Origin of the sequence: Bosea sp. (in: a-proteobacteria) (assembly GCF_023953965.1) — a bacterium.
Lineage (GTDB): Bacteria > Pseudomonadota > Alphaproteobacteria > Rhizobiales > Beijerinckiaceae > Allobosea.
The window spans coordinates 1,361,354-1,380,800 of record NZ_JAMLIX010000001.1 but is presented as its reverse complement, the minus strand read 5'-3'; the positions used below and the strand labels follow the sequence as shown (position 1 = coordinate 1,380,800).

Sequence of the window (19,447 nt, the reverse complement as noted above, 5' to 3'; positions counted from 1 at the left end):
CGGCAGATTTCGACGCCGCTGCTTCACAGATAAGCTTCGCAGAACTGCTCGAGATTCAATAGCGACCAGATCAGCAGGCGGCGGTTCTGCCGGCCTTCGAGGTGATCGTCGATCAGGGCGGTCACCGCCTTGCGGTCGAGATAGTCGTAAACGCGCGCGTTCCGGGTCGTGAGCCGGCGCTTCACATAGTCGATGCTCTCACCCTTGAACCAGCTCGCATCCGGCGCGGAAAAGCCCTGCTTCTCGCGCTCGGCCACCTGGCTGGGAATGTGCCGCGTCATCATGTTGCGCAGGATCAGCTTGCCGTCGCGCGTCTTCTCGAAATAGCGCTGCGCCTTGCCGCCGGGCTCGTTCTCGTTCAGCCGCACGACCTCGGTGAGGTTGCCGAGCTTCATCCTGGCCGGCAGCCGCATGGCGAAGTCGACGAGGTCGTTGTCGAGGAACGGCACACGCCCCTCCAGCCCATGCGCCATGCTGAGCTTGTCGTCGACGACGAGCAGCCCGTTGAGGAACGTCTTCGCCTCGAAATAGAGCGAATGGTTGATGTAGTCCTCGGGCCGGGTCAGCTGCGAGGCATGCTCGTGGAAGACACCGCGGAAGATCGCCATCGGGTCGCTCTGCCGGGCTTCGCCCCAGACCGGTGCCATCACCTGCGGCAAGATCTCGGTGGGGATCAGCCGCTGCCAGAAGCCGTAGTACTTGCCGACGTAATGGTCGAAGTCGTCGTTCACGACGGCGCGGTAGTAGCGCCACGGATAGCCGGCGAAGAGCTCGTCGCCGCCGGTTCCCGACAGCACGACCTTGACGAATTTCGAGGCGAGCTTGGCCGCATACCAGTTCGGATAGGACTGCCCGACCCGCGGCTCCTCCAGATGCCAGGCGAGCTTGGGGATAGCCCGCTCCATGTCGCCGGCCTTCAGCACCATCTCGTAATGCTCGGTCTTGAACAGATACGACATGTGCTCGGCCTTGGAGCGCTCGTCGTATCCGAGCTCGACGCCCGAGGCGGAGTTCAGGTCGAAGCCGACCGTGAAGGTGCGCATGAAGGGCAACTGCTTGGCCGCCAGCGCCGTGATCGAGCCGGAATCCATGCCGCCCGACAGATACGAGCCGACATCGACGTCCGAGATCATCTGGCGCGAGACGGCCTGGCGGAACAGGCGGTCGAGCTCGTCCAGCGCCTCGTTCTCGTCCGGCGCCTGCTCCGGCTCCTGGAAGTGGAAGTCCCAGTAGCGCTGCGGCTCGAACGCCCTCTCGCCGAGGCCGATCTGGAGATATGAGCCGGCGGGCAGGAGCTTGACGTTCTCGAACAAGGTGTCGTCCGAGAAGAAGTTCTGGAAGGTCAGGTATTCGGTAAGCCCGCCGACATTCATCCGCGCCTGGAAGCCCGGGAAGCCGCGGAACGCCTTGATCTCGGAGGCGAAGAGGACCGCCCCGTCGACCGCCGTGTAATAGAGCGGCTTCACGCCGAACCGGTCGCGGGCGAGCGTCAGCACCTTCTGCTCACGGTCCCAGATGCCGAAGGCGAACATGCCGTTGAGCTTGTAGAGCGCCGAGATGCCCCATTCGGCGAAAGCCGCGAGCAGGACCTCGCTGTCGCCTGTCGAATGGAAGAGATGGCCGCGCGCCGAAAGCTGTGCCTTCAGCGCCTGGAAATTATAGATCTCGCCGTTGTAGGTGATCACATAGCGGCCATCGCGCGTCGTCATCGGCTGGCGCGCGGCGTCGCTCAGGTCGATGATCGACAGGCGGCGATGGCCGAGCCCGACCGGCCCGTCGCAATAATGGCCTTCGCCGTCGGGGCCGCGATGGGCGATGATGTCGGTCATCGCCTTCAGGATCACCGGCGAGGCCGGCCGGCCGTTCCGGTGCAGGACGCCTGCAATACCGCACATGACGCTATGGTCCGATCAGGAAACGGGGCCGGCGCGTCAGATCTGGGCCTTGGCCCGGCGCTGCGCGACCTGCTCGATATGGTTCTTGCGCCACTCGATCAGCTGCTTCAGCCCTTCATCGAGGTCGATCCTCGCGGTGAAGCCGATCTCCTTGCTCGCCTTGACCGGCGAGCCGATGCGGTTGCGCACCAGCGTCGCCTGGCTGCGCGGGGCATAGTTGATCGGCTGGTTGGAGCCGGTGAGGTTCAGGAGCTTCTCGGCGACTTCCTTCAGCGAGGTCCGCTTGCCGGTGCCGACATTGTAGAAGCTGTCGGTGGCGGTCGACTGCATCGCGCAGAGATTGGAGCGCGCGCAATCCTCGACCGCGACGAAGTCGAAGGCTTCGGAGCCGTCGCCCATGATGGTCGGGCCCTCGCCGCGATCGATCGCGTCGAGCATCTTCATGATCACGGCGATATAGGCGCCGCGATAGTCCTGGCGCGGCCCATAGACGTTCATGTAGCGCAGGCCGACATAATCGAGCCCGTAGCGGAAGTGATAGGCCCGCGCCATCGCCTCGCCGCAGATCTTGGTCGCGCCGTAGAAGTTCTTGTTGTTGAAGGGATGGTCCTCGGTCATCGGCTCCTCGACGGCGTCGCCGTAGACGGAGGCCGAGGACGACCAGACCAGACGCTTGACGCCGTTGCGGACGCAGCCGTCGAGCACGTTGAACATGCCCCGCACATTGGTCTCGAAGGCCGTGCGCGGATATTCGTGGCATTGCAGCAGCCACAGGGCCGCGAACTGGAAGACGCCGTCCGCGCCTTTCAGCGCCGCGTCCAGGATGTCGGTCTGGGTGATGTCGCCGCCGGCCTCGAAGATCTTGACGCGCGGATCCTTGAGCGCCTCGGCGAGGTTCTCATGCGTGCCGCGCACGAAGTTGTCGTAGATCACGATCTCGCCGACATCCGTCCTGGTGAGCTGATCCACGGCATGGGAGCCGATCAGCCCCGCCCCACCGATGACGACGACACGTTTTCCGTTGAGTTCCACGGCATGTTTCCCTTGCGACCGACGCGACGGCGGCGCCGGCGCGGAAAATACCCAAGCTACCGCAGTCCGGGTGCGACGACGGCGCCCGAACCGCAACCATCTTCACAAGCCGAACCGCCGCTCACGCGGCCTTTTCGACCAGATCCTCGTCCAGCACCACGCGCACCTTGCCGCCGAGCAATTCGAGCAGCACGGCGACGCGGTCCTGGTCCCTGAAGCCCTCGAACAGGCCGAGCGTCTCGGCGAAGCTGCCCGAGCGGATGCGGATCGCCTCGCCCGGGACGAAGCCCGGCCGCTGCGACAGCGCGATATAGCCCTGCGCGTCGGCGCGCGTCCTCAGCGCGCCGACGATGCCGCTCGCGACCGGCACCGGCCCGTCCTCGCCGGCGATCACGCGCGCCACGCCATAGGTTCCGTTGATCGAACGCCAGCGCTGCCGCGCCGGATCGAACGAGACGAAGAGATAGCCGGGAAACAGCGGCGCGGCGACGAGGCTCACCTTGCGGGCATGCCGGCGCTTCCTGAGATAGCGCGGCAGGAAGACCTCGAAGCCCTGGTTGGCGAGCTCCTGCGCCGCCCGCATCTCGCTGAGATGGCGCGTCTGGACGACATACCAGCGCGCGCCGGCCAGGCTGTGGACGGCCGTCGCGCTCAAGCGCCCGCCTCCGCCGTCCGCACCGACAGCATCGGCGGCGCCAGGATCCGGGCGGCGCCGAGATCGGCGGCCGCCAGGTCGTACCAGCGCTGCGCCTCGTGGATGCCGGTGACGATCGCCCCGTCCGGGCGGGCCGGGGCGGCGCCGAGGCTGGCGACCACGGGGATGTTGAACAGGCTCTGCCGGCGCATCCCGCCATCGACGATCGCGACGATGGCGATGCCGTGCTCGGCCGCGCAGAGGATGGCGATTTCCGTGAGGTCGCTGCCGCCATAGAGCGCGACGGCGCCGAACTTCCGCTGGCGGGCCTCCTCGAACAGCGCCGAGCATTCCGAGCGGGCCCGGCGGAAGAAGGACAGCGACCAGGACAGGTACTCGGCCGTGAGCCGGGATTTCTCGGCGAAGCCCGAGGGCGTCAGGTAATAGGCGTAGCGGCGCGACGGCACATGCTGGACCTTGATCAGGCCCTTCTTCACGCAGCGCTTGACATAGGTGTTGACGAGACCGAGAGCGACGCCGAGCTCGCTGGCGAGCGCGCGCTGCGAGACATGCGCCTCGCGCTCGACGAAGGCGAGCAGCCCGGCGATATGGCGCCCCTCGCTGTGGGCGGCGTCGGGGCCTGGAGCCACACCGCCCACCGCGGCGGCATTGTTAGATCCTGCGACCATGGCGCGGGGGCCTATCACGTTCATGGCGTGAACGTCAAATCCCCGGGCCCGAGCGCGGCCGGCGAACTGAGCCTGTCACCCCGCTCCGAGCTATGCCAGATTGCGCCGTCGCTGCCGCCGTCCGGCAGCGTCGCGACCAGGACCTCGGAAACACCATGCCCGCAACCGCCTCCACCGACCGCCGCCTGATCGGCACCTTCGATTACGTGGTCATCGGAGCAGGCTCCGCCGGCTGCCTCGTCGCCAACCGGCTGGCGGCGGATCCGAACACGCGGGTCCTTGTCCTCGAAGCCGGCGGCAAGGACGACTGGATCTGGTTCCACATCCCGGTCGGCTATCTCTTCGCCATCGGCAACCCCCGCGCCGACTGGCTGTTCAAGACCGAGCCGCAGGCCGGGCTCGGCGGGCGGGCGCTCGCCTATCCGCGCGGCAAGGTCGTCGGCGGCTCCTCGGCGATCAACGCCATGATCTACATGCGCGGGCAGGCGGCCGATTACGACGGCTGGCGCCAGCGCGGGCTCGAAGGCTGGGGCTGGGACGAGGTGCTGCCATTCTTCCTCAGGCACGAGGACCATGTCGCGCCCCCGCCCGGCGGCCTGCACAGGGCGGGCGGGGAATGGCGCGTCGAGCATCCGCGCGTGCGCTGGGCGATCCTCGATTCGATCCGCGACGCGGCCGAGGCGGCCGGCATCGCCAGGATCGCGGATTTCAACACCGGCGACAACGAAGGCTCCTCCTATTTCCAGGTGAACCAGCGGCGCGGGCGGCGGCTGAGCAGCTTCGGCGCCTTCCTGAAGCCGCTGCTCGACGAGAGGGACCGCGACAATCTCAGGGTGGAGACGCGGGTCCATGTCGAGCGCATCCTGTTCGAGGACGGCCGGGCGCGCGCGGTCGAGTTCACCCATGGCCTGGGCACGCCGGCCGAGGAGAAGCTGCGCGTCGAGATCGGCGGCGAGGTCGTGCTCTCAGCCGGCGCCGTCGCCTCGCCGCTCCTGCTCGAACGCTCCGGCATCGGCGCGGGAGCGCGGCTGCAAGACCTCGGCATCGAGACGCTGGTCGATGCGCGAGGCGTCGGCGAGAACCTGCAGGACCATCTCCAGATCCGCCCGGTCTACAAGGTCGAGGGCGTCAGGACGCTGAACAGCGACTATGCGAAGCTGTGGCGCCGGCCGCTGATGGCGCTGCAATGGGCGGCGCTGCGCAGCGGGCCTTTGACCATGGCGCCATCGCAGCTCGGCGCCTTCGCCCGCTCGGCGCCGCATTACGCGACGGCGAACCTGCAATTCCATTTCCAGCCGCTCTCGCTCGACAGCTGGGGGGCGGGCCTGCATCCGTTCGATGCCTTCACGGCGAGCGTCTGCAATCTCAGGCCGACGAGCCGCGGCAGCGTGCATCTGCGCTCGCCCGACCCGCGCGACGCCCCGTCGATCTCGCCGAACTACCTCGACACGCAGGAGGACCGGCAGGTCGCGATCGACGCGCTGAAGCTCACGCGCCGGATCGTGGCCCAGGCTCCTCTCGCCCGCTTCCGGCCGCAGGAATACCTGCCGGGCGAGGCCGCCTGCTCCGACGAGGAACTGCTGGAGGCCGCAGCCACGCTCGGCACCACGATCTTCCACCCCGTGGGCACGGCCCGGATGGGCGCCGACGGCGATCCGGGCGCGGTTCTCGACGGGCGGCTTCGGGTGCGCGGCGTCTCGGGCCTGCGCGTCATCGACGCCTCGGTGATGCCGGCGATCACCTCCGGCAACACCGCCAACCCGACGATGATGATCGCGGAGAAAGGCGTGGCGATGCTGAAGGAGGACGCGCGCTCCGGCGGCGCATGATGCCGGCCCGGCGCGGCAGGCTCAGACGCGGCGCAGGCGCGCCAGCAGCATCAGCGCCACGGCGGCCAGCGCCGAGACGGCGATCAGCAGCAGCGTCGAGACCACGACGCCGCCCCGCTCCAGCGAGACGACGAAGATGAACGGCGCCGCCGCCCTGGTGACGAGGCCGGGCGCGGCGAGCTTGCCCAGCATGGCGCCGAAGCCCGTCGGCCCGAAGAGCTGGAGCGGAACGGTGCCGCGCACGATCGAGGTCAGCCCCATGCTGACACCGAAGGCGACGGCGAACAGCCCCGCGACGATCGGCAGATCCCCGCCGACCAGGAGCAGGGCGAAGCCGAACGGCATCAGCCAGGCGCAGAACCAGGCCGTCGTCACCGGCTCGACGCTGCGGCCGAACAGCATCTCTCCGAGCCGCCCGACCACCTGCCCCGGCCCGATTATCGCGCCGACAGCGACCGCGGCGGTGGCGGCGAGCCCGAAGCCCTGCAACAGCGCCAGCATATGCATGGTCACGGCCGAAATGGCGAAGCCCTGCAACGAGAAGGCCAGCGCCAGCAGCAGGAAGGCGCGGCTGCGGCGCTTGCCCGTCAGATAGGCCGGCTCGGGCGCCGGCACCGCCGCGGCGGCGGCAGCCGCGACCGGCGGGACGACCGGCCGCTTCACCCGCCCCGGCAGGAAGACCAGATGCAGCGGCAGGCAGACCAGGAGCTGCGCGAGGCCGTAGAGGCGATAGATGCCGCGCCAGTCGAGGATCGCGAGCAGGGCGCTGGTGAGCGGCCAGAACAGGGTCGAGGCGAAGCCGCCGATCAGGGTGATCTGGCTGATCGCGCGGCGCGCCTGCTGGCCGCGCGCCTGCGTCAGCGCGGCGAAGGCGGCATCGTAGAAGACGGCGGTGGTCACGGCCTGCAGGGCGACCATCGCCAGGATATAGCTGACGATGCCGCGCGCCTCCGCCAGCGCCAGCAGGGAGAGCCCGGCGGCTCCCGATCCGACCGTCATCACGAGCCGCGTGCCATAACGGTCGATCAGGCTGCCGGTGAGCGGAGCGACGGCGCCACCGAGCAGGAGCCCGGCCGCCAGCCCGCCGAAGGTCCATTCCGGCGCCCAGCCGAAGGTTTCGGTGATATGCGGCGCCAGCACGGTGAAGGGGTAATAGAGCGTGCCGTAGCCGAAGGTCTGCGTGACGCCGAGCGCCACGATCAGCGAAGGCCCGCCGGGCCGCAGGAATGCTGGCGAAAATGCGGGCGAAGCCATGGCCGCCGTCCGACCCCGCTCAGACGATCTGATTCAGCAGGCCCGCTTCCCCGTGTTCGAGGCGATGCAGATTGTCGAGCAGGATATCGATCACCCGGCCTTCATAGGCGCGCGTCTCGCCGGCGCTGTGCGGCGTGACGATGACCTGCGGCATCCGCCAGAAGGGCGAGGCCGCCGGCAGCGGCTCCTCGTGGAAGCAGTCGAGCCCGGCGCCGGCGATGCCGCTGTTGCCGAGCGCATCGATCAGGGCCACCTCGTCGACGACGCGGCCGCGCGCGACATTGACCAGGAAGGCGGAGGGTTTCATCGCGGCGAGGATGCGGGCATCGATCAGCCCGTCCGTCTCGGGCGTCAGCGGGCAGGTCAGCACGACGAAATCCGCCTGCGCCACCGCCTCGGCGAGCTTGTCGGGATGGACCACCGCCTCGGCATGCGGCTGCGGTGCGGCGCTGCGGCGCACGCCTACGACGCGCATGTCGAAGGCGGCGGCGAGCTTCGCCAGCCTCAGGCCGATGCGGCCGAGGCCGACGACGACCAGCGTCTTGCCGCCGAGTTCGTCCTCGCGGGCCGTCAGGTCGCCGATCATCGGGCGCCAGTACTGCCGCGCCTGGTTGTCGCGGGCGAAATGGATCTGGCGGGCGAGCGCGAGCATCAGCGCGATCGCATGCTCGGCGACCGCCCGCTCGTTGCCCCCCTGGGCGCTGGCGAGGCGGATGCCGGCCGCCGCGATCGCCGCCTTGTCGAACTGGTCGGTGCCGGCGCTGACCGACTGGATGAAACGCAGCTTCGGCAGACGCGCCATGAGCTCGTTGCGCCACAGGCCGGAAACGACGAGCACGTCCGCTTCCGGCGCGCGCTCGCGCAGCTCGTCGAGGCTGCGGACCTGGAAGCTCCGGGCGCCGTGCCCCCGCGCGAGGAACAGCTCGCGCAAAGCATAGACGGGGTGGGCGAAGCCGATCGTCAGGTCGCCTTCCGGCGGCAGGAATGCCATGCTCTCGCTCTCCCCGAATGCGCGCTCGGCGGAGGTTAGCCGGCACGCCGGTCCCTGTCCCCGCTCTCGTTGCATGCGCCCCTCACGCTGGCGGGGATGCTCAGGCCGCATCGGCAGCCAGCGCCGCGCCGAGACGCGCCCAGGCCCGCGCATCGCCCGGCAGGCCGAAGCGCAGCCGCCGCGGCGCATCCCGGAAGCGGCGCACATAGATGCCGTGGCGGCCGAGGCGGGCAAACAGCGCCGGCGCGGCCGGCGTCTCGACGAGGCGGAACAGGCCGGTGCCGCCGATGATGCGGCCATGCGGGGCGATGAGCGCGTCGAGGCGCGCGGCATCGCCGGCGCGGGCCTCGCCCGCGGCCGCAAGCCAGCGCCGGTCCGCCAGGGCCAGCGCGCCGACATGAAGCGCGGGGCCCGCGACCGACCAGGGACCGAGCGCCGCCGTAAGCTTCGCCGCCTGCTCCGGCGCGGCGATGGCGAAGCCGAGCCGCAGGCCCGCCAGGCCATAGCTCTTGCCGAAGGAGCGCAGCACGATCGTCGCCTCCGGCAGTTCCGGCACGATGCTGAGATCGGGCGTGAAATCGGCGAAGGCTTCGTCGACGACGACGAGGCCGCCACGGGCGGCCGAGCGTCGGGCGAGGCGCTTCAGATCTTCGCGCGGCATGACCCGCCCGTCCGGATTGTTGGGGTTGACCACGACGACGGTCGCGGCCGCCTCGGGCACCGCCGCCGCCTCCTCGACCGCGAAGCCCGCCTTGCGCCAGGCATGGCCGTGCTCGGCATAGGTCGGGCCGAGCACGGCGACGGGGCCGGCCGGCGCGAGGCGCGGCAGCAATTCGATCAGGATCTGCGTGCCGGGCGCCGCGACGATTGCCGCATGGTCCGGCACGCGATAGGCGGCGCGGGCGGCGGCGGCGAGCGCCGCCTCGTCGTCGGCGCCGGGCAGGCGCGTCCACAGGCTTAACGGCAGCGCCGGAAGCGGGTAGGGGATCGGATTGATCCCGGTGGAGAGATCGATCCAGGGCTGCGGCGCCTCCGGAAAGAGCGCGCGGGCCGTGGCGAGATCGCCGCCATGCCAGATATCCTCCTCGACCGCGACGCGCATGACCCTCTCCGCCAGCCTGCCGCTGCTCATCATCGCGCTGACGCTCGAGGCGGCCTTCGGCTATCCGCAACGCTTCTATGCCGCGATCGGCCATCCCGTCACCTGGATCGGCAGGCTGATCGGCGCGCTCGACCGGGCACTCAACCGCGACGGCGCCGCCTTCGCCGCGCGCAAGGCGGCAGGCGCGCTGGCGCTCGCCCTCATCATCGCCACGGTCGTCGCCGTCGCCGCGCCGGTCCAGCGCCTGTGCCTGTCCATCGGGCCGCTCGGCCTCGTTCCGCTCGCGCTCCTCGCCGCGACGCTCATCGCCCAGCGCAGCCTGCACGAGCATGTCGCCCGCGTCGCCGAAGGGCTGGAGCGCGAGGGGCTGGAAGGCGGCAGGCGGGCGGTCGCGATGATCGTCGGGCGCAATCCGCAAACGCTGGACGAGGCGGGGGTGGCGCGCGCGGCGATCGAGAGCCTGGCCGAGAATTTCTCGGACGGCATCGTCGCGCCCGCCTTCTGGCTGGGGCTCGGCGGGCTTCCCGGCATCGCCGCCTACAAGGCGGTCAACACCGCCGATTCGATGATCGGCCACCGCACGCCGCGCCATCGCGCCTTCGGCTGGGCTTCCGCCCGCCTCGACGACCTCGTCAACCTGCCGGCCTCGCGGCTCGCGGCGCTGCTGCTCACCGCCTCGGCCGCGCTCGATCCGGCGGCGGATGCCGGCGGCGCCTGGCGCACGCTGCGGCGCGACGCCGGCAGGCACCGCTCGCCCAATGCCGGCTGGCCCGAGGCGGCGATGGCCGGGGCGCTAGGCTTGAGGCTCGCCGGGCCGCGCGTCTATGGCGAGACCCGCGTCGAGGACCACTGGATGGGCGACGGCCGGGCCGATGCGACGGCCGCCGACATCCGCCGGGCGCTTAGGCTCTATCGGCGTGCCTGCCTGCAGCTCCGGGGGCTGGCAGCGCTGGGGGCGGTGGCTGTGCTGATCTAGCCATCAGAACTCGATTCCCGGCTGCGCCTTCACACCGGCGGCGAAATGGTGCTTCACCAGCGTCATCTCGGTGACGAGATCGGCCGCCGCGATCAGCTCCGGCTTGGCGTTGCGGCCGGTGACGACGATATGCAGGTCGGGCCGGCGCTGCGAGAGCGTCGCCACCACCTCGGCGAGCGGCAGGTAATCGTAGCGCAGCGCGATGTTGAGCTCGTCGAGCACCACGAGCCGGATCGCGGGATCGGCCATCAGCTCCTTCGCCTTGGCGAAGGCGCGCTCGGCGGCGGCGATATCGCGGGCCTTGTCCTGCGTCTCCCAGGTAAAGCCCTCGCCCATGCTGTACCATTGGATCTGATCGCCGAACGCCTCCAGCGCCTTGCGCTCGCCGGTCGACCAGGCGCCCTTGATGAACTGCACCATGCCGACGCGCCAGCCATGGCCGAGCGCGCGCAGCATCAGGCCGAAGGCCGCCGTCGACTTGCCCTTGCCGGGGCCGGTGTTGACGATCAGGAGGCCTTTCTCGACCGTCTTGGAGGCGACTTCGGCGTCCTGCACCGCCTTGCGCTTCTCCATCCTGGCCTTGTGGCGCGCGGCATCCTCGGCATCGGTCATCATTTAACCCATCTCATTTTACTTGCATCGGCAATCCGGCGACCATGAAGACCACGCTGGCCGCGCGCGCCGCAAGCGCCTGGTGCAGCCGCCCGGCCTCGTCGCGGAAGCGGCGCGCCAGCACATTCTCCGGCACGATGCCGAGGCCCACCTCGTTGCCGACCAGCACGAGCGGGGCGCGGACACGCTCGCAAGCGCCGATCAGGGCCTCGCGCGCCGCTTCCGTATCGCGCTCCGCGAGGATCAGGTTGGTCAGCCACAGCGTCAGGCAGTCGACCAGGATCGGCCGCCCGGCCGGCGCGCCCGTAATCGCCTCGGGCAGCGCGAGCGGGGCATCGATCGTGCGCCAGCCCGAGGGGCGGCGCGCCCGGTGCTCTGCGATGCGCCGGGCCATCTCCGAATCATGGGCTTGCGCCGTGGCGATATAGGTCCAGGGCGCCGGCAGCGCCTCGATCAGCGCCTCGGCATGGCGGCTCTTGCCCGAGCGGGCGCCGCCGAGCACGAGGGTGAGATCTGGGATCGGAGACGGCTGCATCGGTGGCCCGGCTTTCCCTCGCGCTCATTCCCGGCCGCGAGCGGAGCTTTCCTCCATTGCACAGCGGCCCGCGGAAGGCTAATGATCCCGGTGACGGTGCCTCCGCGAGGAGGTGAAAAGGGAACGCGGTGGAAAACCGCGGCTGCCCCCGCAACTGTAAGCGGGTGTTCCCCGCCATCGGCCACTGGAGCGCTGCTCCGGGAAGGCGGTGGGGACATCGAGCCCGCGAGCCAGGAGACCTGCCGTCGACCCGCAGAAATCCAACCGGCTGCCGGCGGGGCGGCCACGGAGAGCACCATGAGCACCGCTTCGGTTTCCACTACCGGACTCAGCGTCTCGGAACGCGTCAAGGCCGTCGCCGCCGCGCTGATCGTCGGCATCGCGCTGGTCTATACGACCGGCTTCGCGGCCTCGACCAACGTGCACAACGCCGCGCACGACACCCGCCACGGCCTCGCCTTTCCCTGCCACTGAGGCAAGCGATCCATGGTCACGCGCATTCTTGCGGTCAGCATCCTGGCCGGGCTTCTGGCTGGGCTCATCGTCGCCGCTCTCCAGCATGTCACCACCACCCCGCTCATCCTGAAGGCGGAAACCTACGAAACCGCCTTCGCCGCGCCCGCGCCGGCGCAGGCCGCCTTCACGGACGGCGCGCGGATCATCCTCGCCCATGGCGGGACCGATCACGCCGGGGGCGCGGAGCCCGACGAATGGAAGCCTGAGGACGGCCTCTCGCGCCTCGTCTTCACCAGCCTCGCGACGATCGGCACGGGAATCGGCTTCGCGGCGCTGCTCATCGCCGGCATGCTCGCGGCGGGCGACGCCATCGATCCGCGCCGTGCGCTGATCTGGGGCGCCTGCGGCTTCCTCGCCTTCGGCCTCGCGCCGGGCATGGGGCTGGCGCCCGAGCTGCCGGGGGCGGCTTCCGCCGCCTTGCAGGAACGCCAGCTCTGGTGGCTCGCGACCGTGATCGCCACGGCAATCGGGCTCTTCCTGTTCCTGCGCTTCGACGCACCCTGGCTCAGGCTCATCGCGATCGCGGCGATCCTCGCGCCGCACATCGTCGGCGCGCCGCACGCGCCTGCGCCGGAGAGCAAGGTGCCGGCGGAGCTCGCCGCGCATTTCACCTCGCTCTCGCTCGGCATCCAGGCCGCGCTCTGGCTCGTCACCGCCTTCGCGGTCGGCACGCTCTGGCCCTGGCTGAGCCGGCGCGCCGAAGCAGCCTGAGCCATGCCCGGGGGCGACCTCGCCATCCATGTCTGCACGGCCTGCCGCCGCGCCCGCGCCGATTTGCCGGAGGGTTACGACCAGCCGGGGCTCGCGCTCGCGGAGGCGCTCGCCGCGCGGCTTTCCGCCAGGGGCAGCACGATTCCCGTGCTGCCCGTCGAATGCCTCGCCGTCTGCAAGCGGCCCTGCACCATCGCGCTCAGCGCCGACGGCAAATGGACCTATCTGATCGGCGACCTCGACACCGACACCCATCTCGACGAGATCGTCGGCGCGGCGGAGGCTTATGCCGCCAGCGCCAACGGCATCGTTCCCTGGAAAGAGCGGCCGCAGTCCTTCCGCAAGGGCGTGGTCGCGCGCGTGCCGCCGCTGCCGGCGCGCCGGCAAGGATGACATCATGACCGCTCCGCTCGAAAAGACCCCCTGCACCATCGTCACCGGCTTCCTCGGCGCCGGAAAGACAACGCTGGTGCGCCATCTCCTCGAGAATGCCGGGGGCAGGAAGCTCGCCGTGCTCGTCAACGAGTTCGGCGATCTCGGCTTCGACGGCTCCTTCCTCGCCGGCTGCGGCATCGAAGGCTGCACCGAGGACGACGTGGTCGAGCTGCCGAACGGCTGCATCTGCTGCACCGTCGCCGATGATTTCGTGCCGGCGCTGGAGAAGCTGCTCGACCGCCCGAATCCGCCCCGGCACATCCTGATCGAGACCTCCGGCCTCGCTTTGCCGAAGCCGCTGGTGCAGGCCTTCAACTGGCCGGCGATCCGCTCGCGGGTCACGGTCGACGGCGTCATCGCCGTGGTCGACGGCCCGGCGGTGGCCGAGGGCCAGTTCGCCGACGATCCCGCCGCCCTCGCCGCGCAGAAGGCGGCCGATACCTCCGTGGAGCACGACAACCCTTTGGAGGAAGTGTTCGAGGACCAGATCCTCTGCGCGGACCTGATCCTGCTCAACAAGAGCGACCTCGTCGACGCAGCCGGCCGGGCCAGGGTCAAGGCCGAGATCGCGGAGCATCTGCCGAAGGCGATCAAGATCGTCGAGACCGCCCATGGCAGGGTCGAGCCGGCGCTGATCCTGGGCCTCGCCGCCGCCGTCGAGAGCGATCTCGCCGCCCGCCCCTCGCATCATGGCGAGGGCGGGCACGACCACGACCATGACGATTTCGACTCCGTCGCCCTGCCGCTGCCGGCGGGTCTCTCGCCGGAAGAGCTGTCGGCGCGCGTCGCCAGGGCGGCGGAAGCCGAGGGCGTGCTGCGCCTGAAGGGCTTTGCCGCCGTACCGGGCAAGCCGATGCGGCTCGTCGTGCAGGGCGTCGGCCGGCGCCTCAGTCATCATTTCGACCGGCCCTGGGGCGCGGACGAGGCGCGCGACGGGCGCCTCACCGTGATCGGCCTCAAGGGCTTCGACCTGAAAGCCGTGGAAGCGGCGCTGACGGGGGCGTGACATCGCGCGATGCATCTTCTCCCGACCAGCGAGATCAGGCTGGACGACGGCGAGGACGCCGTCGATCTCGCCCTGCCGCCGGGAGACGTGCTGGTCCTCTCCTTCAGCGACAGCGACCTCTCGGCGCTGGCGGCGGCCGGTAGCGCCGGCGCGCTCTCGCTGAGGCTCGCCCCGCTCAGGCGGCTGAAGCATCCGCTCTCGGTCGATCTCCTGATCGAGAAGACGGCGGCGCGGTGCCGCTTCGTGCTGCTGCGCTGCCTCGGCGGGCTCGACTACTGGCGCTACGGCGTCGAGCAGCTTAGCGCCGCCTGCCGCGCGCGCGGCATCCCGCTCGCGATCCTGCCGGGCGACGAGCGCGACGATCCGCGGCTCAGCGAGCATGCGACGGTGCCGGCGGCGTTCACGGCCGCCCTCACGGCCTATTTCCGGGCCGGAGGCGGAGCGCAGAACATGCACCGGCTGCTGCGGCGGATCGCAGGCTATCTCGAGGCTCCGCGGGACACTCGCGATCTCGCGCCCGTTCCGCTCCCGGCCTTCTTCGCGCTCGGCCGCGACGGCGCGGCCCAGCCCTGGCACGAAGCCCTCGCCGCCCTGCCGGACAGGCCGCTTGTCCCGCTCCTGCTCTACCGCTCCGGCGTCGCGGCGGGCGATACGGCCATGGCCGACGCCATCGCCGCTGCCCTTGCCGCCCGCGGCCTCGCCGCCCTTCCGCTGGCGCTGACCAGCCTGAAGGACCCCATCGTCACGGCGGAACTCGCCGCGCTGATCGCGACCCGCAAGCCGGCGCTGATCGTCGCCACCACCGCCTTCTCGGCTCGCGAGGGCGGCGATTTCGTGCTCGACGGCGCCGATTGCCCGATCCTGCAGGCCATCCCCGTCGGCAGCCCGCGCGAAGCCTGGGACGCCTCGCCGCGCGGCCTCTCCGCCGCCGATCTCGCCATGCAGGTGGCGCTGCCGGAATTCGACGGGCGCATCGGCGCGATTCCGGTGGCTTTCAAGGCCGAGGAAACTGATCTCGCCATCCGCCGGCTGGTGCCCGATGCGGAAGGCATCGCCGCGCTGGCCGATCTCGCGGCCGGCTGGATCGCGCTGGCGCGGAAGCCCGCGGCCGGGCGAAGGCTCGCGCTGGTGATGTCGGATTATCCCGCGCGCGGCGGCCGGGCCGGCTTCGCGGTCGGGCTCGACACGCCGGCGAGCGTCGCGGCGATCCGCGACCTGCTGGCGGGAGCGGGCTACGCGGTCGGCGAAGCCCGTCCGGGCGGGGCTGTCCTGATGACGGCCCTCACCGCCGGACCCGCCGATCTCACGATCCCGCTATCGGCCTATCGCGACTGGCTCGCCGCCATCCCCGCCGCAGCCCGCGACGCTCTCCTCGCCGCCCATGGCGCCCCTGAGGCCGATCCGGCCTGCCGCGACGGCGCCTTTCGCTTCCGGGCCGTGCGCTACGGCCGGCTCACCGTCGCGCTGCAACCGGCCCGCGACGCCACGCCCGACCGCAAGGCGCGCTATCACGACCCCGACGCCCCGCCGGCACACGGCTATCTCGCCTTCTATCGTGCGCTCAGCCAAAGCGAGGCGATCGACGCGCTGATCCATCTCGGCACGCATGGCACGACGGAATGGCTGCCGGGCAAGGCGGTGGCGCTCTCCGCCGCCTGCTGGCCGCGCCTCGCGGTCGGTGGGCTGCCGGTGGTCTATCCTTATGTCGTCGACGATCCCGGCGAGGCGGCCCCGGCCAAGCGGCGGCTCTGCGCCGTGACGCTCGGCCATCTGCCGCCGCCGCTCGCTGAGACGGAAGCGGCCGGCGAAACCGCGCTGCTGCGCGACCTCGTCGAGGAGTTCTCGCAGGCGCAGGTGCTCGATCCGCGCCGGGCCGAGATCGTCGCCGGCGAGATCCGCGCCCGCGCCGCCGAAAGCGGGCTCGCGGCCGCCTGCGGCGTCGCGCCGGAGATGGCGATGAACGAGGCGCTGACGCGGCTCGACGCCCATCTCTGCGACATCGCCGAACTGCCCTTCCGCGAAGGCCTGCACGTCTTCGGCCGCTCCGAGGCCGATCCCGCTTCCGCCCGGAACGAATGCGAAAACCTCATCGCCGCCCTCGACGGGCGCTTCGTGGCGCCGGGCCCGGCCGGCTCGCCGCATCGCGGCCGGCCGGACGTGCTGCCCACCGGGCGCAACCTCTCGACGCTCGATCCGCGCGCGATTCCGACGCGCGCCGCCGCCCGGCTGGGGGCGCTGGCGGCGCAGGCGGTGGTCTTCCGCCATCTCCAGGAGCATGGCGATTATCCGCGCCGGATCGTCATGGACCTCTGGGCCTCGCCGACATTGCGCTCCGGCGGGGAGGATATCGCGCATGCGCTCGCGCTGATGGGCGTCGCGCCGCTCTGGGACGACGCCTCGACCCGCGTCACCGGCTTCGCGATCATCCCGCAGCCGAAGCTCTCCTTCCCGCGTCTCGACGTGACGCTGCGCATCTCCGGCACCTTCCGCGACACCTTCCCCGGCCAGATCGCGCTGATCGACCAGGCGGCGCGGGCGGTTGCCGCGCTGGACGAGCCGGATGACGAGAACGAGCCGGCCGCCGCCCGCCGGCGCGGCGAAGATGGCGCGCGCATCTTCGGCGCCGCGCCCGGCCGCTATGGCGCCGCGATGGCCGACCGCGCGCTCGACGGCGACTGGACCCGGCGCGCGGAGCTGGGCGCCGCCTATCTCGCAGCTTCCGACCACGCCTATGGCGGGCCGGAGGGCGCGGCCGCGAGCGACGCCGGCTTCGCCGCGCGCATCCGCGCGTCCGACGCCTTCATCCATGTCAGCGACACGCCAGGGCGCGACATCCTCGAGGCGAGCAGCGCCGCCGACGTCATCGGCGGGCTCGCCGCGGCGGCGAGCGCGCTCGGCGCCGATCCCGCGCTCTACAGCCTCGACAGCGCCAATCCCGAGACCCCGAAGGCGCGCACCCTGGCTGAGGACATCGCCCGCATCGTCCATGGCCGGCTGACGCATCCGCGCTGGATCGCCGCCCAGCTCGCCCATGGCTGGCGCGGCGCGGCGGAGCTCGCGGAGGCGGTCGATACGCTCTTCGTCTTCGCGGCCGGCACGGACGCCGTCGCGGACGGGCTGTTCGACGCGGTCTTCCAGGCCTATTGCGCCGATCCGGCGGTCTGGTCCACGCTCGAGGCGGCCAATGCGCCGGCCGCCGCCGCGATCCGCGCACGGCTGGATGAAGCCGCACGGCGGGGCCTGTGGACCAGCCGGCGCAACTCGGTCGGCGCCTTCCTGGCACGGGAGACGGCAGAATGAGCCACCCACCGAAGGAAGCGCTGCGGCGCGGCTGGTGCCCGGGCACGCTGAAGCCGATGGAGACGGGCGACGGCTGGCTGGTCAGGCTGCATCCGCCCGGCGCGAGGCTGACCTCGGCGCAACTGCGGCGGATCGCGGCACTGGCGGCCGATCACGGCAACGGGCTGATCGAGATCTCGGCTCGCGCCAATCTGCAGCTGCGGGGGGTTACGGCCGCAAGCCACCCGAAGCTGGTGGCCAGCCTGCTGGCCGAGCATCTCGTCGACGAGCACGAGGGCGAGGGGCCGCAGCGGCTGACCTTGCTCTCGCCGCTGGCGAGCCCGCCCCGGCATGACGGCGGCGCTCCGATCGATACCATCCTCCTGGCCGAGCGGATCGAGAGAGCCGCCCGGACCATCCCCGGCCTGCCGGCCAAGTTCGGCATCGTCGTCGACGATTGCCGCCTGCAATCGCTCGATGGCTTCACCGGCGATATCAGGCTTTTCGGCACCGATGCCGGCCGCGTCATCCTCTGCCTGGCGGATCGCCTCTGGCGCGGCCCGCTCGACGAAAGCGAGGCCGCCCCGGCTGTCGAAGCCATCCTGCGCGGTTTCTCCGCGCTGCGCCGCGACGCGCCCGAGCGGATCCGCCGCCTGCGCGACCTGCCGCCGGACGCCCTGGCGGGCCTCACCACCCTCCCCGAGGCGAGCGCCCCCGCGCCGCGCCCGCCGCCCCGGCGCGCCGGGCTGTTCGCGCTGGAAGGAAACCGTTTCGCGGCGCTGATCGGCCTGCCTTTCGGCCGCTGCGATGCGGCGACGCTCGACCGGCTCGGCGCTCATGCCGAAGCGGGGGCCGAAGTCCGGTTTTCGCCATGGCGGGGGCTCGCCTTCCGCGATCTCGGCCTTGCGCAGGCAGAGAGGCTGCTGGCTCTGGCGGGCGAGCTCGGGCTGGTCACGCGCGACGACGAGCCGCGCCTGTCCGTGCAGGCCTGTACCGGCAGCCCCGCCTGCTCCCGCGCCGAGACACCGGCGATGGCGGATGCGGCCGCGCTCGCGGGCGCGGCGGCCGATCTCATCGCGCGGGGCGCGACGTTCCACGTCTCCGGCTGCGTCAAGGCCTGCGCCCATCCGGCCGCGGCCGATCTCACCCTGGTCGGCCGGGCGGGGCGCTACGACGTGGTCTGCGGCGGCACGGCGCGGGACGAACCCATCGCGACGCTTGACCTTTCCGCCATCGTGGCGCGATTGCAGCCCGGACACGAGTTTTACGCGCGGCTGACCGAGGCCGCGCATCCGACGGAATCGCGCGCTTGAGCAAGGCATACGACTACATCCGCGACGGGGCGGCGATCTACGGGCGCTCCTTCGCGATCATCCGGGCCGAGGCCGATCTCGCCCGCTTCAGCGGCGCGGCCGAGCGGGTCGTGGTGCGGATGATCCATGCCTGCGGCATGACCGACCTGCCCGGGGACGTCGAGATGTCGGCGGATTTCACCGAGGCCGCCGAGGCCGCGCTCAAGGCCGGCGCGCCGATCCTGTGCGATGCCAAGATGGTCGCCAACGGCGTGACGCGCGCCCGCCTGCCGGCCGGCAACGAGGTCATCTGCACGCTGGACGACCCCGAGGTCGCGGCGCTGGCGGCGCGGATGGGCACCACCCGCTCCGCCGCCGCGATGGAATTGTGGAAGCCGCGTCTCGCCGGCTCCCTCGTCGTGATCGGCAACGCGCCGACCTCGCTGTTCCGCCTGCTCGAAATGCTCGATCAAGGCGCGCCAAGGCCCGCCGCGGTGATCGGCATCCCCGTCGGCTTCGTCGGCGCGGCGGAATCGAAGGCGGCTCTGGCGAAGGACGGACGGGTCCCCTTCCTCGCCGTCCATGGCCGGCGCGGCGGCTCGGCCATGGCGGCGGCGGCCGTCAATGCGCTGGCGCAGGACAGGGAATAGCGCCGTGGG

The 19,447-nt window shown here is 71.0% G+C and carries 18 protein-coding genes and 1 riboswitch; of the genes, 9 read left to right on the top strand and 9 right to left on the bottom strand.

Annotated elements, in window-relative coordinates:
* Nucleotides 1-23: 23 nt before the first annotated feature.
* The 4 genes from asnB to M9917_RS06520 form a co-directional block, all read right to left on the bottom strand.
* The gene (gene asnB, locus M9917_RS06535; RefSeq protein ID WP_297251985.1) at nt 24-1,895 is read right to left on the bottom strand and encodes an asparagine synthase (glutamine-hydrolyzing); all 1,872 of its coding nucleotides are present in this window, start codon (nt 1,893-1,895) and stop codon (nt 24-26) included.
* Nucleotides 1,896-1,931: 36 nt separating this feature from the next.
* Nucleotides 1,932-2,927 carry an NAD-dependent epimerase/dehydratase family protein gene (locus M9917_RS06530; RefSeq protein ID WP_297251984.1) on the bottom strand — a complete coding sequence of 332 codons (996 nt, stop codon included), beginning with the start codon at nt 2,925-2,927 and terminating at the stop codon, nt 1,932-1,934.
* Between the two features lie 121 nt (nt 2,928-3,048).
* The gene (gene nusG, locus M9917_RS06525; protein ID WP_297251982.1) at nt 3,049-3,582 is read right to left on the bottom strand and encodes a transcription termination/antitermination protein NusG; all 534 of its coding nucleotides are present in this window, start codon (nt 3,580-3,582) and stop codon (nt 3,049-3,051) included.
* Complete coding sequence (locus M9917_RS06520; RefSeq protein ID WP_297251980.1) at nt 3,579-4,250, bottom strand: winged helix-turn-helix transcriptional regulator; 672 nt, start codon at nt 4,248-4,250, stop codon at nt 3,579-3,581. The genes nusG and M9917_RS06520 overlap by 4 nt, the downstream gene beginning before the upstream one ends.
* A 155-nt stretch (nt 4,251-4,405) precedes the next feature.
* Between M9917_RS06520 and M9917_RS06515 the strand changes: the two genes are divergently transcribed.
* Nucleotides 4,406-6,079, top strand: a complete 1,674-nt coding sequence (locus tag M9917_RS06515; protein WP_297251978.1) for a GMC family oxidoreductase — start codon at nt 4,406-4,408, stop codon at nt 6,077-6,079.
* A gap of 21 nt (nt 6,080-6,100) precedes the next feature.
* Here the strand turns inward: M9917_RS06515 and M9917_RS06510 are convergent, their stop codons facing one another.
* The 3 genes from M9917_RS06510 to cobD all read right to left on the bottom strand — a co-directional run bounded on the left by M9917_RS06510 (nt 6,101) and on the right by cobD (nt 9,426).
* The gene (locus tag M9917_RS06510; protein ID WP_297251976.1) at nt 6,101-7,333 is read right to left on the bottom strand and encodes an MFS transporter; all 1,233 of its coding nucleotides are present in this window, start codon (nt 7,331-7,333) and stop codon (nt 6,101-6,103) included.
* 19 nt (nt 7,334-7,352) lie between these two features.
* Nucleotides 7,353-8,324, bottom strand: a complete 972-nt coding sequence (locus M9917_RS06505) for a D-2-hydroxyacid dehydrogenase (RefSeq protein ID WP_297251973.1) — start codon at nt 8,322-8,324, stop codon at nt 7,353-7,355.
* 100 nt (nt 8,325-8,424) lie between these two features.
* Complete coding sequence (gene cobD / locus M9917_RS06500) at nt 8,425-9,426, bottom strand: threonine-phosphate decarboxylase CobD (protein ID WP_297251971.1); 1,002 nt, start codon at nt 9,424-9,426, stop codon at nt 8,425-8,427.
* Between cobD and cbiB the strand changes: the two genes are divergently transcribed.
* Nucleotides 9,425-10,402, top strand: a complete 978-nt coding sequence (gene cbiB, locus M9917_RS06495) for an adenosylcobinamide-phosphate synthase CbiB (protein ID WP_297251969.1) — start codon at nt 9,425-9,427, stop codon at nt 10,400-10,402. The genes cobD and cbiB overlap by 2 nt on opposite strands.
* Nucleotides 10,403-10,405: 3 nt before the next feature.
* Here cbiB and cobO read toward each other — a convergent pair whose 3' ends face one another.
* Both cobO and cobU read right to left on the bottom strand, forming a co-directional pair.
* Nucleotides 10,406-11,014, bottom strand: coding sequence for a cob(I)yrinic acid a,c-diamide adenosyltransferase (cobO, locus tag M9917_RS06490; RefSeq protein ID WP_297254751.1), 609 nt, complete (start codon nt 11,012-11,014; stop codon nt 10,406-10,408).
* 13 nt (nt 11,015-11,027) lie between these two features.
* The gene (cobU, locus tag M9917_RS06485; protein ID WP_297251968.1) at nt 11,028-11,549 is read right to left on the bottom strand and encodes a bifunctional adenosylcobinamide kinase/adenosylcobinamide-phosphate guanylyltransferase; all 522 of its coding nucleotides are present in this window, start codon (nt 11,547-11,549) and stop codon (nt 11,028-11,030) included.
* 77 nt (nt 11,550-11,626) lie between these two features.
* Nucleotides 11,627-11,810: riboswitch (cobalamin riboswitch) on the top strand.
* A 36-nt stretch (nt 11,811-11,846) separates the two neighbouring features.
* Between cobU and M9917_RS06480 the strand changes: the two genes are divergently transcribed.
* The 7 genes from M9917_RS06480 to M9917_RS06450 are packed head-to-tail and all read left to right on the top strand — an operon-like array spanning nt 11,847 to nt 19,438.
* Nucleotides 11,847-12,023: a CbtB domain-containing protein gene (locus M9917_RS06480; protein ID WP_297251966.1), complete on the top strand. Its 177-nt coding sequence runs from the start codon at nt 11,847-11,849 to the stop codon at nt 12,021-12,023.
* Nucleotides 12,024-12,035: 12 nt separating this feature from the next.
* Nucleotides 12,036-12,776 (top strand): CbtA family protein, encoded by a 741-nt coding sequence (locus M9917_RS06475; protein ID WP_297251964.1) that lies wholly within the window; start codon nt 12,036-12,038, stop codon nt 12,774-12,776.
* 3 nt (nt 12,777-12,779) lie between these two features.
* A complete protein-coding gene (locus M9917_RS06470; RefSeq protein ID WP_297251962.1) occupies nt 12,780-13,169 on the top strand; it encodes a DUF1636 family protein in 390 nt (129 codons plus the stop codon).
* A 4-nt stretch (nt 13,170-13,173) separates the two neighbouring features.
* Entirely contained in the window at nt 13,174-14,217 is a 1,044-nt protein-coding gene (gene cobW, locus M9917_RS06465; protein WP_297251960.1) for a cobalamin biosynthesis protein CobW, read from the top strand.
* A 9-nt stretch (nt 14,218-14,226) separates the two neighbouring features.
* Nucleotides 14,227-17,517 carry a cobaltochelatase subunit CobN gene (gene cobN, locus M9917_RS06460; protein WP_297251958.1) on the top strand — a complete coding sequence of 1,097 codons (3,291 nt, stop codon included), beginning with the start codon at nt 14,227-14,229 and terminating at the stop codon, nt 17,515-17,517.
* Entirely contained in the window at nt 17,514-18,809 is a 1,296-nt protein-coding gene (cobG, locus tag M9917_RS06455) for a precorrin-3B synthase (protein ID WP_297251956.1), read from the top strand. Before cobN ends, cobG begins: the two co-directional genes overlap by 4 nt.
* Complete coding sequence (locus M9917_RS06450) at nt 18,806-19,438, top strand: precorrin-8X methylmutase (protein WP_297251954.1); 633 nt, start codon at nt 18,806-18,808, stop codon at nt 19,436-19,438. Before cobG ends, M9917_RS06450 begins: the two co-directional genes overlap by 4 nt.
* Nucleotides 19,439-19,447 lie beyond the last annotated feature (9 nt).